Source organism: Pedobacter sp. KBS0701 (assembly GCF_005938645.2).
Taxonomy (GTDB): Bacteria; Bacteroidota; Bacteroidia; order Sphingobacteriales; family Sphingobacteriaceae; genus Pedobacter.
Window position 1 is genome coordinate 3332854 of the sequence record NZ_CP042171.1, and the last position, 16682, is coordinate 3349535.

General features: G+C 37.2%; 15 protein-coding genes. 10 read left to right on the plus strand and 5 right to left on the minus strand.

Features of this window, described 5'->3' with window-relative positions; genetic code table 11:
* Nucleotides 1-39: 39 nt before the first annotated feature.
* Together FFJ24_RS13455 and FFJ24_RS13460 are read left to right on the plus strand one after the other, a co-directional pair.
* The gene (locus tag FFJ24_RS13455) at nt 40-588 is read left to right on the plus strand and encodes a PH domain-containing protein (RefSeq protein WP_138821979.1); all 549 of its coding nucleotides are present in this window, start codon (nt 40-42) and stop codon (nt 586-588) included.
* A complete protein-coding gene (locus tag FFJ24_RS13460; RefSeq protein WP_138821980.1) occupies nt 588-2093 on the plus strand; it encodes a PH domain-containing protein in 1506 nt (501 codons plus the stop codon). Before FFJ24_RS13455 ends, FFJ24_RS13460 begins: the two co-directional genes overlap by 1 nt.
* Nucleotides 2094-2139: 46 nt before the next feature.
* Here the strand turns inward: FFJ24_RS13460 and FFJ24_RS13465 are convergent, their stop codons facing one another.
* The gene (locus FFJ24_RS13465) at nt 2140-3024 is read right to left on the minus strand and encodes an NmrA family NAD(P)-binding protein (RefSeq protein WP_138821981.1); all 885 of its coding nucleotides are present in this window, start codon (nt 3022-3024) and stop codon (nt 2140-2142) included.
* A gap of 81 nt (nt 3025-3105) precedes the next feature.
* On the opposite strand from FFJ24_RS13465, the gene FFJ24_RS13470 reads away from it, so the two are divergent.
* Complete coding sequence (locus FFJ24_RS13470; protein WP_138821982.1) at nt 3106-3459, plus strand: helix-turn-helix domain-containing protein; 354 nt, start codon at nt 3106-3108, stop codon at nt 3457-3459.
* A gap of 350 nt (nt 3460-3809) precedes the next feature.
* Here the strand turns inward: FFJ24_RS13470 and FFJ24_RS13475 are convergent, their stop codons facing one another.
* Together FFJ24_RS13475 and FFJ24_RS26670 are read right to left on the minus strand one after the other, a co-directional pair.
* Nucleotides 3810-4133 carry a DUF493 family protein gene (locus tag FFJ24_RS13475; RefSeq protein WP_138821983.1) on the minus strand — a complete coding sequence of 108 codons (324 nt, stop codon included), beginning with the start codon at nt 4131-4133 and terminating at the stop codon, nt 3810-3812.
* Nucleotides 4134-4556: 423 nt separating this feature from the next.
* Entirely contained in the window at nt 4557-4691 is a 135-nt protein-coding gene (locus FFJ24_RS26670; protein WP_256377586.1) for a hypothetical protein, read from the minus strand.
* A gap of 166 nt (nt 4692-4857) precedes the next feature.
* Here FFJ24_RS26670 and FFJ24_RS13480 point away from each other — a divergent pair, with 166 nt between their 5' ends.
* The 7 genes from FFJ24_RS13480 to FFJ24_RS13510 all read left to right on the plus strand — a co-directional run bounded on the left by FFJ24_RS13480 (nt 4858) and on the right by FFJ24_RS13510 (nt 14636).
* Nucleotides 4858-7161, plus strand: a complete 2304-nt coding sequence (locus tag FFJ24_RS13480; protein ID WP_138821984.1) for an ATP-dependent helicase — start codon at nt 4858-4860, stop codon at nt 7159-7161.
* A 265-nt stretch (nt 7162-7426) separates the two neighbouring features.
* Entirely contained in the window at nt 7427-10966 is a 3540-nt protein-coding gene (gene smc, locus FFJ24_RS13485; RefSeq protein WP_138821985.1) for a chromosome segregation protein SMC, read from the plus strand.
* Between the two features lie 305 nt (nt 10967-11271).
* Nucleotides 11272-11481, plus strand: a complete 210-nt coding sequence (locus FFJ24_RS13490) for a DUF2281 domain-containing protein (RefSeq protein ID WP_116252798.1) — start codon at nt 11272-11274, stop codon at nt 11479-11481.
* Entirely contained in the window at nt 11481-11891 is a 411-nt protein-coding gene (locus FFJ24_RS13495; RefSeq protein ID WP_138821986.1) for a type II toxin-antitoxin system VapC family toxin, read from the plus strand. Before FFJ24_RS13490 ends, FFJ24_RS13495 begins: the two co-directional genes overlap by 1 nt.
* A 12-nt stretch (nt 11892-11903) precedes the next feature.
* Nucleotides 11904-12878: a M28 family peptidase gene (locus FFJ24_RS13500; protein ID WP_138821987.1), complete on the plus strand. Its 975-nt coding sequence runs from the start codon at nt 11904-11906 to the stop codon at nt 12876-12878.
* 178 nt (nt 12879-13056) lie between these two features.
* Nucleotides 13057-13428 (plus strand): BlaI/MecI/CopY family transcriptional regulator, encoded by a 372-nt coding sequence (locus FFJ24_RS13505; protein ID WP_138821988.1) that lies wholly within the window; start codon nt 13057-13059, stop codon nt 13426-13428.
* Nucleotides 13428-14636: a M56 family metallopeptidase gene (locus tag FFJ24_RS13510; protein ID WP_138821989.1), complete on the plus strand. Its 1209-nt coding sequence runs from the start codon at nt 13428-13430 to the stop codon at nt 14634-14636. The genes FFJ24_RS13505 and FFJ24_RS13510 overlap by 1 nt, the downstream gene beginning before the upstream one ends.
* 123 nt (nt 14637-14759) lie before the next feature.
* Here FFJ24_RS13510 and FFJ24_RS13520 read toward each other — a convergent pair whose 3' ends face one another.
* Together FFJ24_RS13520 and rsmG are read right to left on the minus strand one after the other, a co-directional pair.
* Nucleotides 14760-15941 (minus strand): ATP-binding protein, encoded by a 1182-nt coding sequence (locus FFJ24_RS13520; RefSeq protein WP_210419371.1) that lies wholly within the window; start codon nt 15939-15941, stop codon nt 14760-14762.
* A gap of 94 nt (nt 15942-16035) precedes the next feature.
* Complete coding sequence (rsmG, locus tag FFJ24_RS13525) at nt 16036-16671, minus strand: 16S rRNA (guanine(527)-N(7))-methyltransferase RsmG (RefSeq protein WP_138821990.1); 636 nt, start codon at nt 16669-16671, stop codon at nt 16036-16038.
* Nucleotides 16672-16682 lie beyond the last annotated feature (11 nt).

Genomic DNA, 16682 nt, shown 5'->3' on the forward strand with positions numbered 1-16682 from the left:
TAGTCAGATATTTGATTAATACGTGTTATCATTTTAATTATGTCTTCTGATACATCTTTCACAAACGAAACAGTTGATCTTGATTATCTTCCGAAGTATGAAGAAATTTCACTAAAACAACCTCATTCCAGTTATTGGAAAATTATCTGTATCAACCTGGTAATTTTTTTTGTGCTACTGGGAATTGGTGCTGGCTCGCTTTTATTGTTTGTTAATGAAATAAGACCAAATGCAGTTTGGATTATCCCTCTTTACTTCATGCTGGCCGTTATTTTTTTTCTGCTTTTCCGTTTAAGTTTTAAAAAACGTGGTTACGCAATACGTACGCATGATGTAATTTATAAGAGTGGAATTATTGCCGAGTCTACCACAATTGTTCCTTTAAACAGGATTCAGCATATTGAATTAAACGAAGGTATTTTTTCGAGGATATTTAAATTAGGATCACTGCAGTTATTTACAGCCGGAGGCCAAAGCGGACATATCCACATTTCGGGTATTGCAATTGAAGAGGCAAAAAGCATCAGGGACTTACTTTTAAAAAAAATAGACCTGCTCGAAAACCCTACAAATGAAACAGAAGCATAATGGACAACGATTTTAGCAAACCACAACGCGAATCGGCCTTTGGCATCATTATAATGGGTGCTCATACCATGCTAAAAATTGGCAAAGCGAGTTTTTTCTTATTCATTATTGCTTTTGTAAAGATGTCGGGCAATTCTTTCACCTACCTGATATTAGGCATTTCTGCAATAATCGTATTCAGCGTTATATTCGCTTATTTATGGTATTTAAAATTCACCTTCTTTTTAGACAAAGAAAAGCAGGAGTTTGTAGTGAATAAGGGGATTTTCAATCGCGATCAGGTTATTATTCAACTCGATAAAATACAGCAGGTTAACATTAACCAGAATATTTTACAGAAAATTATTGGAGTTTATGGTTTAAAAATCGATACTGCGGGTGCGCATGGAGAAGAAGTAAGCATAAAAGCCATTGATGAAACTGCTGCTTACAACCTTCAGGCACATCTACTGAACAGAAAGGCTGTGAATGGAGTGCAACCGGAAGCGGCACATGGAAATGATTTGATTGAAGAAACACCATTTTTAAGAATCAGTGGCTTTACCTTATTTAAGGTCGGTTTAACTTCTAATTACGGACAAAGTTTAGCTTTGCTTGCCGCTTTTTTTTATACGGTTATTTATGAAGGCAGACAACTGCTAGATGCCTTTAAGATCAACAAAGATGAAATTCAAAGCACAGTAACAGGAATGTTGACCATTGTTACAGTTTTCATTTTAATTGCATGCCTTTTAATTGTATTGCTGATTATCAATCTGGTTAGAACCTTCTATAAATATTTCGAACTCCAGATCAGTCAGCATAAAGATGTCTTACTCCTATCTTCGGGATTAATTGCTAAAAAAAATACGCTGATCAGTCCAAATAAAGTACAAATTACCAAATACAGTCAGAATTACTTTCAGAAAAAGATGAATATGCTGAATATGAATTTAAGACAGGCTCATTTTGGTCAAAGTAAAAAAGGCCATGAAATGCAGGGAAACACCTTGAAAATCCCAGGCTGTAATCCTATTGAGCGTGATGAACTGTTAAAAATGATATTGGGCAAGGCACCATTCAAGAGAAAAACCTTTGTTCCAGACTGGCGTTTTTTAAACCTGCCAATTTTCTTCAAACTGATTTTACCCGTTTCAATCTTTTTGATCCTGGCTTTTAATATCCCCGAGGTGAAACCTTTTATTGGTATCGCAATTGCATACCTTGTTGTAGGTATGTTAATGATCTATATCAGCTACCGCCGGCACCGGATTTCTGTAAGTCAGGATTTCATCATCAAAACCAGCGGAATTTGGGATATTTCGAATGAAATTGTAGTGCCAAATAAGATTCAGGCAATTACTGCTTTTCAATACCCCTGGCACAAAGGAGTGGATGTTGGCCACCTCACTTTACATACCGCTGCAGGTCAGATTCACTTCAAATATGGTAATTATACCGAAATTAAGCAGCTCGTAAATTATTGGTTATATCAGGTAGAGCATAAAAATGAAAATTGGATGTAACCAAACAGTTATCCGGTCGCTAAACCGAATAACTGTTATCCTTTAATTAGCTATGATATGCCGCAGCAAAATCTTTGGCAAAATCTTCAAGCTTAATGCTACCTAAAACAGGTCTGTTTTTATAGTAATCTACAAAAAGTTTCTTGCTTCTAATCGCATCGCCCATTTCTACATAGTTTTTGGCAATTTCTTCAGGCAAACCTGCGCCTACCATTCCATTAAATGCATCTTCATTACTAAATTCAATCCATGGTAATTCTGGCTTACCCACGGCAGTGCCCAGTGCTTTTGCAACATCAGCAGGAGTACTTTCATCATCACTGGCAACATATTGTATGGTTTTTCCTGTAAAATTGCTTTCCAATACTTCGGCAGCTACCGCTGCAATGTTACGGGGATGCACCAAAACAAGTTTGGCATCAGCACCAAAATTAGATCCTAATATATTTGCATGTTTAACCATATCGATGTTGGCTAAAAAGTTGATATAGAAATAACCGGCACGTAAATGTTTTACATCTACCCCATCTAATGTTTCAAAAATATTTTCTACATCATGCAATCCGGCAATCGGGCCGGTTCCATCCGGCAGATCTGCACCTACACTACTTAAATTCACTACTTTTTTAACCCCCGACTCTTTTATGGCAGCAGCATAATTTTCGCCTATACCCTTTATATATTCCCTGAATTTTGGTGCTGCAAAATCTGATGGAACCATGGTGTAAATGGCGTCAGCCCCGGTGAATGCATCTGTTAAAAATCCGGTATCGCTTACATTACCAATTAAGGGTATAGCGCCCAGCGATTTAATTTCCTCTGCTCTATCAGCATTACTGCTAATCACTTTCACCTCATGGCCTTTAGCCACCAATATTTCGGCTAGGGGCTTGGTAATATTACCTGTTGATCCTGTTAATGTTATTTTCATGATTTTTTGTTTTTAAATGTTGAATACAAAGCTATATTTGTGCTTACTTTTATACAAGTACTTACCCCAAAGTATGTAACTATGACAGCCATTAAAGAAAGTTCGACCCGTAATTTTAATAAAGGTGTAGCGCTAACCAGCTGCCCTGTTACTTTTGTAATGGAAAAAATTGGTGGTTATTGGAAACCTATCATTATTTTTCATTTAATGAGTGGGCCAAAACGTTACAGCGAGTTAAAACGTGCTATACCACAGATAACGGAGAAAATGCTGATACAACACTTAAAGCAGTTGCAAAATGATGACCTTGTTCATCGGGATGCGCAAGCCGTTATTCCGCCCATAGTTACGTATAGCCTCACCAAATCGGGACAGGAACTGTTTCAGGTATTAGATTCGATGGTAGACTGGGCCGTTAAAAATGGCTCTGTTTAACCTCATTATAGACAAAATAAGGGTTTGAGTAAAACTTTGGCCTATTTTACCATTTAAGACACATCAGGTACATATAAGCCAATACAGGGTAGATCATGAAACAAGTTTAACATTATGGCTTTATGCGTAGTTGGTCATTAGGCGATAATATCTTTTATTGATTGGAAATGAAAGGATGGTTTTTCATCGGATATTACAGTCCTGCTGTTCGCTGTAGCCCTCATGCTTCGGGGCTGCCGCTACCATCAGGTTTACGAATAGCGTAAGTGCACAATGCAACCTCAAAAATGAAATACGAATCTAGCTTTTCTAAAAACCAAAAGAAAATCATTTTAAATGTGCGGGATAGCCTACAGTATCATAATCCCCTTGATGTTTGCGGCTTGCTTATAAACAGCAATCACCTCATCAGCATTCTGCATGGTCTTTTTTACCGTAATCGAAACATATTTACCTGTTTTTGATGCCTGTTCAATAAACTCATCCTTGGGTAAAATGGCACGTAAGTCTTCTATTTTATCTAGTCCGCCAGTGATAATAAATTTAAAATTGTAAACACCCGGAAACTTTTCAACGGTTTCCAGTTTTTCTTTTAAGTTGGCATAAATATCTGTATTTGTTCCATCTGGGATATCAGAAAACTCAATATCCTTATTTATTTTTTTCTCTTCCATAACGAAGGCATATCAAATTCTATACCCAAATCAACAGGGTGCAATTCTGACAGCATAATACATTTTATTAATCGAAATAAATATGACTTTGGGGTTTAAACCCTCAATAGCAGCACAAACTCAATTTAAATAAACCTTGGCGAAGCGGATACCGGCCTGGTGCATAAGGCCTGCAGGCGTATGAGCAAAGCAAAGGGCTACCGACGCCGATGAAATACAGCTGTTGCTTTTCTCAAAACCAAAAGTGCAGATTTACCATAGCTATATTAGCCCCAAATAAAAATAAGGGGCATTTTACCCTATAAGATAGATAAGGGCCATATAAGCCAATACCGGATAGATTCTGAAACAAGTTCAGAATGACGGGCGATAAAATAAAGGTGTTGGTTTTAAACCCTCAATAGCAGCACAAACTCAATTTACCTAAACCTTGGCGAAGCGGATATCGGCCTGGTGCGTAAGGCCTGCAGGCGTATGAGCAAAGCAAAGGACTGCAGAATGCCATGAAATACTGATGTAGCTTTCCTCAAAATCAATCAAAATAAGTTCTTTTGCCATGTTATGCCATGATTTTCAACAATTTTAATGGCGTGAGGGATTCTGAAACAAGTTCAGAATGACGAACGGTTAGGGCAACCGGTTAGGTTTTTAACTAATTACTAACAACTTTGGCAAAAAGCGACAGGAATTGTTATTTTTGAACCTCAAAAAAACAGGAGCCGATTTGGATTATTTAGCAGGATTAAACCCACAACAAAGAGCAGCAGTAGAGAACACAAAAGGACCAGTAATGATTGTTGCAGGTGCAGGTTCGGGCAAAACCAGGGTAATTACCTTTCGCGTAGCCCACCTTATTCAAACCGGTACCGATCCGTTTAATATTCTGGTTTTAACCTTTACCAACAAAGCGAGTAAAGATATGCGCGAGCGTATTAGTAAAGTTGTTGGTGCAGAAGCCAAAAACATTTGGATGGGGACATTTCACTCTGTTTTTGCGAAAATTTTACGTGTGGAGGCTGAAAAAATCGGTTACCCGAGCAACTTTACCATTTACGATACCGACGACAGTAAAAGTGTAATCCGTGCAATTTTGAAAGAAATGCAGCTGGATGATAAATTATATGCAGCAAACTTTGTTTTCAATAGAATTTCATCAGCTAAAAATAATTTAATTTCCTGGGGCGAATATCAGGCTAACGACCAGATACAGGCTGAAGATATCCAGAATAAGCGCCCATTAATTGGCCAGATTTACGAGACTTATGCTAAACGCTGTTTCAGGGCCGGTGCAATGGATTTTGACGATTTATTATTCAAAACCAATATTTTATTGAAAGAACACCCCGATGTTTTAAATAAGTACCAGCAAAAATTCAGGTATTTGATGGTGGATGAGTACCAGGATACCAACTTTTCGCAGTACACCATTGTGAAAAAACTGGCTGCTGCCTATCAAAACATTTGTGTAGTGGGTGACGACGCACAGAGTATTTATGCGTTCCGTGGCGCTAACATCCAGAATATTTTAAATTTCGAACGGGATTATCCTGATTTAAAGGTTTATAAATTAGAACAGAATTACCGTTCTACCCAAAATATTGTTGATGCTGCAAGCAGTATTATTGCCAACAACAAAAACCAGCTTGAAAAGAATGTTTTCTCAGAAAATGCAGAGGGAGAAAGAATTAAAGTTTCGCGGGCTTTTACGGATAATGAAGAGGGTAAATTAGTTGCCGAAGCCATTATTCAGGAGCGCAGTACAAAAGGTTATCAACACAACGATTTTGCCATTTTGTATCGTACCAATGCGCAAAGCAGGGCGATGGAGGAAGGTTTACGTAAACTGAATATTCCTTACCGGATCTACGGCGGTCAATCTTTTTACCAACGCAAAGAGATTAAAGATTTAATTGCCTATTTCCGTTTAACTTTTAATCCGAAGGATGAAGAGGCGATAAAACGCGTAATCAATTACCCTAAACGTGGTATTGGCGACACTTCTATCGATAAAATTATTGTTGCGGCAGATCAGCATGGAAAAACCATGTGGGATGTAATTTCTAATGCACACGAATATGTAGATGGACGTTTAGCCAATCAATTGAACGATTTTTCCATGATGGTGCAAAGCTTCCAGGCAGAGGCGAAAAAACTGGATGCCTATGATACAGCTTTGTTTATTGCTCAGCATGCAGGTATTTTAAAAGAGCTATATACTGATGATAGTGTGGAAGGGCGTGCGAGATACGAAAATATTCAGGAATTATTAAATGGTATTAAGGAGTTTGCAGAGCGCGAAGATATTGAAGAAAAAGGCCTTGATATTTTTATGCAGGATGTTGCCCTCTTAACCAATGATGATAAAGATGGTGATAAAAATAAGGATACGGTTTCTTTAATGACGATCCACTCGGCTAAGGGTCTGGAGTTTAAAAACGTATTTATTGTTGGATTGGAAGAAAATCTGTTTCCATCGCAAATGTCGTTAACCAACCGTACTGATTTAGAGGAGGAGCGCCGTTTATTCTACGTGGCCATTACCCGTGCCGAAGTAAAACTGACACTTACTTATGCCACTTCGCGTTACCGTTGGGGAACTTTAACCAACTGCGAACCTAGCCGTTTTATTAATGAAATTAGTCCGAAATTTTTAGAGTTGGATGTTAAACCGGCCAAATCAAACAGTTTTGAAGGTAGTTTTGACGATGAGCGGAAAACATGGACTTCGCAGCCACGTGATTTCTTCAGCAAACCCAAACCAGCGGCCGGCGCAACTACTTCTGCCCCACCAGTACGTCCGAAAACAACATCATTACTCGCAAAGGCACACATACCAACACCAGGTTTTACCCCATCACAACCACATGAATTTCAGGGCGGTATGGAAGTGGAGCACGAAAAATTTGGTTTTGGAAAAATTATCAGCCTGGAGGGTACATTACCTGATGTTAAGGCAACAGTTTTTTTCCAGGGCTTAGGCAATAAACAGTTACTGCTTAAATTTGCAAAACTGATGATTGTGAAGTAAACGCATATTTCCGTTTAACCACGTAAATTAACGGGGATTCGTCATCCTGTCCCGATTTTACATCGGGATCAGGATCTTTAATAGATTAACATAACAGATGCTGAATCAAGTTCAGCATGACGAGTACTAATGAAAATTATGTCCAACTCAGGGCTCTCTGCGCTTTTCTCTCTGCGCTCTTTGCGGTTAAAAACACCATGGTTAAAAAGTTGAAAAACCACGAAATTATCCTTATTATTGAAGTCGGTTCTCCCGACTACAAACCATGCAACTTACCAGGTTAGAAATTAAAGGTTTTAAGAGCTTTGGCGATAAAGTGACCATCAACTTTAATGAGGGTGTTACCGCTATCGTTGGCCCGAATGGTTGCGGAAAATCTAATGTAATTGATGCTATGCGCTGGGTTTTAGGCGAACAAAGCACTAAAGCCCTGCGATCAGAAAAGATGGAGAACATCATTTTCAACGGAACAAAAAACCGTAAACAGGCACAGCTTGCAGAGGTTTCATTAAGCTTTGATAATACAAAAAATATCCTTCCTACCGCTTATTCACAGGTTACCGTAACCCGTAAACTCTACAGAAATGGAGACAGCGAATATCGCCTAAACGATGTTCAATGCAGGTTAAAAGACATTACCGACCTTTTTCTAGACACCGGAATCGGCTCTGATAGTTATTCTATTATTGAGCTGAAAATGGTGGATGAAATTATCACCAATAAAGAACACAGCCGTCGTTCTCTATTTGAAGAAGCATCAGGGATCTCGAAGTACAAATTACGTAAAAAGCAGACTTTCAACAAATTAAAAGACACAGAAGCCGATTTAGAGCGGGTTGAAGATTTACTTTTCGAAATCGAAAAAAACCTTAAAACCTTAGAAAACCAGGCACGCAAAGCTGAACGTTATTATAAGTTAAAAGAACAATACCGCGAACTGAGCATTCAGTTGGCTACACATCGCATAGCCTTCTTCCGTACCGACTTAAAAGCTTTAGAAACACAGGAGCAAAGTCAACAGGTGAACCGTGCAGAACTTAGCACCAAAATAGACACCGGTGAAGCCGAACTGCAAAAACTTAAACTAGGCAGTATTAGTCAGGAAAAGAACCTTTCCGTACAACAAAAGGCTACAAACGAGTTTGTTTCTAAAATCCGCGCTTACGAAAGTGAGAAAAAAGTAAAGAATGAGCAGATGCGTTTTTTACAGGAAAAAGAAACACGCTTATCTGGCGAACTCGAAAAAGATAAAAACCAGGTTAACCACATTAAATACAACATCAAACGTTTAAATGAAGAAGTTTTAACAGAAACAGAGGTTTTTAACCGCCTGGAATCTGATTTAAAGCTACTGAAATCTACGCTTGATACTTTACGGGAGCAACAACAGACCGAGAAAAACAGGATTGACAACCTGATCAAATCTGTTAACGACCTACAAAACCAAGTATACCAGTCGCAAAAAGAAATTGATATCCTGAACATCCAGAAAGATGCCCTGGTACAGGAAACCAACCGGAATGTAGATGATACCGAAACCAAAACCTTAGAGTTAAAGGCTTTCGATCATGCTTTAGCCGAACTTGATATCCAGGTAAGGGAAAAGCAGGCCAATATAAAAAACCTCACGGAAGCCGAAGAACTTTTAAAAGAAAAACTGGCTAGTTCCGAAATCAACCTGAGTTCGAACAAGGAAAAACTTACGGTCGAAAATCGTAAAAAAGATGCCAAACAGAATGAATATAACCTGACCAAATCGCTGGTTGACAGTTTAGAAGGTTTTCCTGAGTCGATCCGTTTTTTAAAGAAAAACAATACTTTTGCTAAAAGTGCCCTGCTCCTTTCCGATGTCTTATTCTGTAATGAAGATTACCGCATAGCAATAGAAAATTATCTTGAACCGGTAATGAATCATTATGTTGTTGATCAGTATACAGATGCCGTTCAGGCCATCAACCTCTTAACTGATGCCAGTCGCGGAAGGGCAAATTTCTTTATTTTAGAAAATGTTCCCGATAAAAACCCGGCCATTAGCGATCATGATGGTCTCATTTCCGCTCTATCCGTTATTGAAGTCGACAAAAAATACCAGCACCTCTGCAACCTGCTTTTACAAAATGTATATATCGCAATAGCCGAGCAGGAAAATTTGTTTAAAGCCACACCAACAGATAGTTTAACTATTTTGGCCAAAAATGGGAAATATGCCCAAACCAGATTTACCTTGGCAGGTGGTTCTGTGGGACTATTTGAAGGTAAAAGGATTGGTCGTGCTAAGAATTTGGAAAATCTGGCAAAAGAAATTAAAGCTTCAGAATCACTGATCAATCAGCATAATGCAGCTATAAAAGCCGAAACAGACAACATATTTAACCTGAAAGAGGCTTCAAAAATTAATCAGATCAACGCTTTACAACAGGAAATGAACCGTTTAAACAACGAACACATTTCTGTGCAGACCCGCCGAGATCAATATCAGGAGTTTATCACCACCAGCGAAAACCGCAAAACGGATATCGCTCAAAAGATCGTATCGATAGAAAAAGCCTTGTCGGAGAAATTGCCTGCACTGGTTCAACTGCAAAAAAATCAGCAAGAAGCACATATCAATCTACAAGAACAACAGCTTAATTATCAGGAAATTGCCGATCAGGTAAATGAAAGTGCGGGAAAATACAACCAGGATAACATCCGTTTCCACCAACAACAAAATAAGTTATCGGGTTTAGAAAAAGATTTGGATTACCGTTTTGTACAGGAAGAAGCTTTAAATAAGCGCATTGCCCAAAATGACAAAGAATTACAGGAAACACTAATACAAATTACGGCAACATTACAACATACCGATCTGAATGATGATACACTTTTAGAAATGTATCAGCAACGTGAAGAAATGGAAAAAGGGCTTGCGGAAGCCGAGCAGGCATATTTTTCAAGTAAAGGGAGCATTAACGAGGTAGAAAACGACCTGACGAACATCCGCAAAAACCGCGAAGAAACCGATTTTCTGTTAACGGAGATTAAGGATAAAAAGAATGCTTTAAAAATCGACTTAAATGCCCTAAAAGAACGTTTAGCTGTCGAATTCAATATCGATATCAATGATCTTTTAGAAACCGAGACTGAAATTGAAGCACTGGAAAGCGAGTTCGAACTGCGCCAGAAAGTAGAAAAAATGAAACGCCAGCTGGATGAATTTGGCGCCATCAACTCCATGGCTATGGAGGCTTTTAAAGAAATGGAAGAACGTTATACCTTTATCCAGAACCAGAAAAAGGACCTCAACGCCGCCAAAGCCGATCTTTTACAAACCATAAAAGAAATTGATGATACGGCTAAAGATAAATTTATGCAGGCTTTTACTCAGGCCCGTGAACATTTTATTGTGGTTTTCCGCTCTTTATTTAACGAAGAAGATAGCTGCGACCTGATTTTATCAGACATCAATAATCCTTTAGAAGCTGATATCGATATTATTGCCCGCCCGAAAGGGAAAAGACCATTATCTATTAACCAACTATCTGGTGGAGAAAAAACGTTAACAGCTACTGCCCTATTGTTTTCACTATATCTGTTAAAACCTGCGCCTTTCTGTATTTTCGATGAGGTTGATGCCCCATTGGATGATACCAACATCGATAAATTCAACAATATTATCCGCAAATTCTCCGATCAATCGCAGTTTATCATTGTATCGCATAACAAACGCACCATTGCCAGCACCGATATCATTTATGGGGTAACCATGGTAGAGCAGGGTGTTTCGAGAGTAGTAGCAGTAGATTTGAGGGAAGTAGCAGCGTAAAAGCTTAAAGGTAAAAGCTAGATAGACCAAAGCAAAACCTACCGCTTCCGCCATCGCGAGAAGACTTTTTCAGCCGACAGCCGCCCTGTTTTTATTTTGCAGAAGCAATCTTTTATTTACATTTTTCCTAATTCGAAAATGAAAGCAACAGCCTTTGGAAGTCATCAGTCCTGCTGTACTATATAGTCCCGACTTTACGTCGGGAGCTGCCGTTCCCATCAGGTTTAGAAACGCAATACAGTAAAGCAAACAGCGTTTGAATAGCATAATGAAAAAATGTATATTTGTTATAACAACTTAAGGATATGTTAGCTACTGTTAAAGGATATTACGAAAAAGGAAAGATAACGTTGAAAGAAAAAGCACCTGTACAAACAAAAACAGAGGTTATTGTTACTTTTCTTACAGATGAACAACCAGCTATCTTAAAAAGAATTCCGGGTGCGCTAAAAGGTAAAATATCAATCCCAGATAATTTTAACGATCCTCTAGATGATTTAAAAGAGTACATGTAATGGCATCTAATTACTATCTTTTAGATACACATTGCTTACTTTGGTTTCAGGAAAACAGTCCAAAAATCCCCAAAAAAGTATTGGATATTATTCAAAATATAGAAAATGTCATTTACTTTAGTCAAATTAGTTTATTCCAAATCTCAATAAAACAATCTCTTGGTAAACTTCCCCATTTCAGTGTAACTGTTGAGGGCATTTATAATCAAGCACTTTTAGATGGCTTTACTTTTTTATCAATTGAAAATCCCTCAATTTTCAATTATAATAAAGTCCCATTGTTGAATGGGCACAGAGATCCATTCGATCGGTTAATAATTTCTTCAGCGATACAACAAGATGCTACTTCATTATCCGCCGATGAAAAATTGAAGCTTTATCCAAATATTTTAAAATTGCTTTGGCAGTAATTCATTATAATCATGAAAATCCTATATATCATTCCTTTAGCGATGATGCTAAGTTGCTGTTCATCAGTAAAAAATCAAAACAATACTGCTTCAGGTAAGTTAGATACTCAATTGTTAAAAGACGTTGAAGTATTATCTTCCGATGCTTACCAAGGTAGAAAAACCGGAACAAAAGGGGCCGAAATGGCCAGGGCATATATTATAGAAAGGTTTCAGAAACTGGGTTTAAAATCCTACCCACAACATGTAAACTACGCACAGGAATTCACTTTCAATGGTAGAAATGGTGCAAAAGTAAATGGAACCAACATTATTGGGTACATTCCAGGTAAAAGTAGCAATGTCGTCGTGGTATCAGCTCATTACGACCATTTAGGCGTGATCAAGGATGAGGTTTTTAATGGCGCCGACGATAATGCATCAGGAACTGCAGGCTTATTAAAAATTGCAGCCTATTTCGCTAAGAACAAGCCGAACAACACGATCATTTTCGCTTCTTTCGATGCGGAAGAAATGGGTTTACAAGGTGCAAAGGCATTTGTAGGTAATCCACCAGTGCCTGTTAATACTATCGCTATTGATTTAAACATGGATATGATCAGCCATAGTGATAAAGGTGAACTCTACGTATGTGGGACTTTCAAATATCCTGATTTAAAGAAATATGTAGATACGACTAAAACCAATATCAAATTACTTTTCGGCCACGACGATCCAAAACAAGGTCACGATGACTGGACCAACCAGAGCGACCAGGGCGCATTTAATGCTAAAAATATTCCATTCTTATATTTCGGTGTGGAAGATCACAAAGATTACCATAAAGCTACAGATGAATATTCTACCATCACCAAACCATTTTTCAGTAATGCTGCAAGCGCTGTACTGGATGTGGTAAAAAGTATAGACACACAAACTGGCTTACAACAGTTGTTAAAGGATAAAATGATCATGATGGACAATCCAGGAAAATCGAAAAGATTTTAACAAAAAAATCATATCAATCTAAACCTGCCCAATCCGGCAGGCTTTTTTATGCCTTTACATTTTATAAATAAAATTATTAACCTGAATATCAGCAAATTAAATAAAAAACTATAAAAATAGTTTGCAAACTATTTTTATAGTAGTAATTTCAATCAACCAAACTACAAAAATAGTTGCTATGATAAAAGAACTTACAAAAGCAGAAGAACAGGTAATGCTTATTCTTTGGGAAATGGGCGAAGCCCTGGTTAAAGATGTTATTGAAAAAATGAACGAACCAAAGCCCGCTTATAACACGGTCTCTACAGTAATCAGGGTCTTGGAAGGAAAAGGTTTTGTTAATCATAAGGCCATCGGGAATACACACATCTACTTCCCTATTATTAAAGAAACTGATTATAAACGTTTTGCAATAGATAAAGTGATGAACAATTACTTCGAAAACTCTTATGAAAGCCTGGTTTCCTTTCTGGTAAAAGAAAAAAGTATGAGTACCGAAGAACTCAACGAAATTATTCAATTGGCAGAGAAACTTAAAAAAGACAAGTGATGGGCTGGTTATATTATTTACTCGAAGCAAATCTATATCTTATCCTATTTTATGGATTTTATAGATTATTTCTCCACAGGGAAACCTTTTATGGATTAAACAGGTATTACCTGATTTTCAGTTCGATACTTGCTTTTACACTCCCGTTTTTTCAGCTGGGGTTCTTAAAAAAAGATATAATCGCTAATTATAACGGACTTACCCATATTCAAGATGCACCGCCATTATTTAGTGCAGCCAATGTATGTTTATCGGTCTACATCATCATCTGTCTTGTTTTAAGTTTAAAGATTTTCTGGGGATTACGGCATATCAAAAGATTAATGCGTAATGCTAAAAGACGTAAGGAAAACGGTATTACCCTAATTGAGATAAACCACTCGAAGATGGCATTTTCATTCTTTAATTTATTGTTTATCGATCCTGAAATGAACCAAAAAGATACGGTGTTAAAGCATGAAATGGTTCACATTAAACAAAAACATAGCATTGATATCCTGTTTTTTGAACTGATACAGATTTCAAGCTGGTTTAATCCAGTTACTTATTTCATCAAAAACGACATCAAACTCGTCCACGAATATTTAGCCGACGAAGCAACTACCTGCAAAGACATTGCGAAATACGAATACGCATTATTTCTGATCCAAAATTCGTATGGAAACCAGGAAGTTACGCTTAGTAGTCAATTTTTCAACTCCTCACTACTAAAAAATAGAATAAGTATGTTAAACCAAAAAAAATCTGCAAAATGGGCCAGGCTCAAATTGTTATTTATCCTTCCGTTAACCGGATTTATGCTATGCCTATCTACAATGGCATTTACAAAAGATTATGCTACCATTCAATTTGGACAAAAAAAGGAAAGCTTAACCATCGTTTTTCAGGATACGACCAAGAAAAAAGCTGACAAGAAGAGGTTACCACCGCCGCCTCCTAAAGAACCAAATCAATCAAAATCCAAAAAAGTTAAAGAAATAACGATTAATGAAGCTCCTATTACTGTAGATCATAAAAAAGAAGCACGAAGATTACCACCGCCACCGCCGGTTGAACCAGGCTCTTTAAAATCAAAAAAATCTAGCCCTCCAAAAGTTGATCAGATTCGTTTCGCTCCACCTATTGTAAAAAAAGATAAAAAGAACTTGCCAGTACCACCGCCGCCACCGCTAGTTGAACCAAAAACTAAAAAAAGTGGTGGTAAATAGTAAAAGGTAATATTTTAAGTACAGGATAACTACTGCGGCACGTAAACCACGAATTTCGTTTCAAAGAAATCTTCCTCAAAATAAGCTGAAAGCGGGTATCATTCTGCTTTCAGTTTTTTCATGTTACATCATTTTTTCCCAAGGCCTTACTTCAATACCATTACTACGGTTTTGGATAATCGATCCTGTATAACAAATAATGGTTTTTAATTTCTTCTTATCATCTGCCAGATTTTTAAAATATAACAAGCCTTTTTGATAATCGGAAGTCATTGTTGCCCCAGCTTTAATTTCTATTGCCGTAACTGTCGTGGCGGTGTCAAGTAGTACATCCAATTCATTTCCTGTTTTATCACGCCAGTAATATAGATTATCCTGCAAACCATTGTTTAAACGTTGTTTAAGCAGGTCTATAATCATCATATTTTCGAACAATGCACCAGTACTGGGATGAAATGCAAGTTGCTCTACATTTTGAAGTCCCAACAAACTACAAGCAACGCCTGTATCGTAAAAATAAAGTTTTGGGGCTTTTATTATCCGTTTATTGTAGTTATTATAAAATGGTCTTAGCAAATAAATGATATAACTTGATTGCAAAATATATAACCATGCCTGCACCGTTTTGGCATCAATACCACAATCGTTGCTAAGCGACTGCATATTCAAAATTTGTCCCGTTCTACCTGCACATAAGCGTAAAAATTTCATGAACAATGCCAAATTTGTGATATTTTTCAATTGTCGAACATCTCTTTCTACATAAGTATTGATATAGTTGGGATACCAATCTACAGTATCGATATTTTTATATAAAGGCTCTGGATATGCCCCAGAAAATATATGGCTTTGATAATCCGATAATAATTTCGCCGTCTTTAATTCTTTTAAACTGCATGGCAATAAATGTAAATAAGCTACTCTACCAGCCAAAGTCTGGGATATACTTTCCTGCATTAAAAAGTTATTGCTTCCACTCAAGATAAAAAAACCGGCTTTATTATTTTCATCTACAATTTGTTGGATATAAGAAAACAAATGAGGTAATTTTTGCACTTCATCTAAAATGGCCCCATTTTTAAATTGCTTTAAAAACCCCTTTGGATCAGCTGTGGCAAATTCAGCTATATCGGGATTTTCAAGTGATACATAAGGCTTACGGGGGAAAGTTGTCTTGCAGATCGTTGTTTTACCACTCTGTCGTGGACCAACAACTGCAACAACTCTAAACTTAGAGGCCAATTGTTTTAATTTATTTTTACCAACTCTATGAATCATAGATAAATATAAAAATAAAATAGACAAATCCGGAATTTAATTCCGTATTAGGACAAAATAAAACAATAAATAACTATAAATCAACACTTTAATAAATCGGTTTTACGTAAATATCGATTAACTACTGCGGCACGTAAACCACGAATTTCGTTTCAAAGAAATCTTCCTCAAAATAAGCTGAAAGCGGATATAATTCTGCTTTCAGTTTTGATTCCTTAATCTCATCAGCTAAATCGCCACCTTTTAGATACAAAATCCCATTTGGAATGGCATTTAAGGAGTCTTTTTTAAATTTACCCTGTATCCATGGATAAAATTCGCCCAAACGCGTAACCGCTCTCGATACTACAAAGTTAAATTTCTCTTTAACCTGCTCTGCCCTTAAATGATCGGCTTTTAAATTATCCAGTCCAAGTGCCGAAGCCACTTCTTTTACCACTTTGATTTTTTTTCCGATAGAATCTACCAGATAGAATTGTGTTTCAGGAAATAAAATAGCCAACGGAATACCTGGAAAACCACCACCTGTACCTACATCTAGAACTGATTCACCAGCTTTAAAAGTACAAACCTTAGCTATCCCTAACGAGTGTAATACATGGCGTTCATATAGTTCTTCAATATCCTTTCTCGAAATTACATTGATCTGTGCATTCCAAAAGCTATATAATTCGAACAGTTGCGAAAACTGGGCAATCTGTTTTTCGCTTAGATCAGGAAAATATTTTAAAATAATATCGGGCTTTACATCAAGCATATTGTAATTTC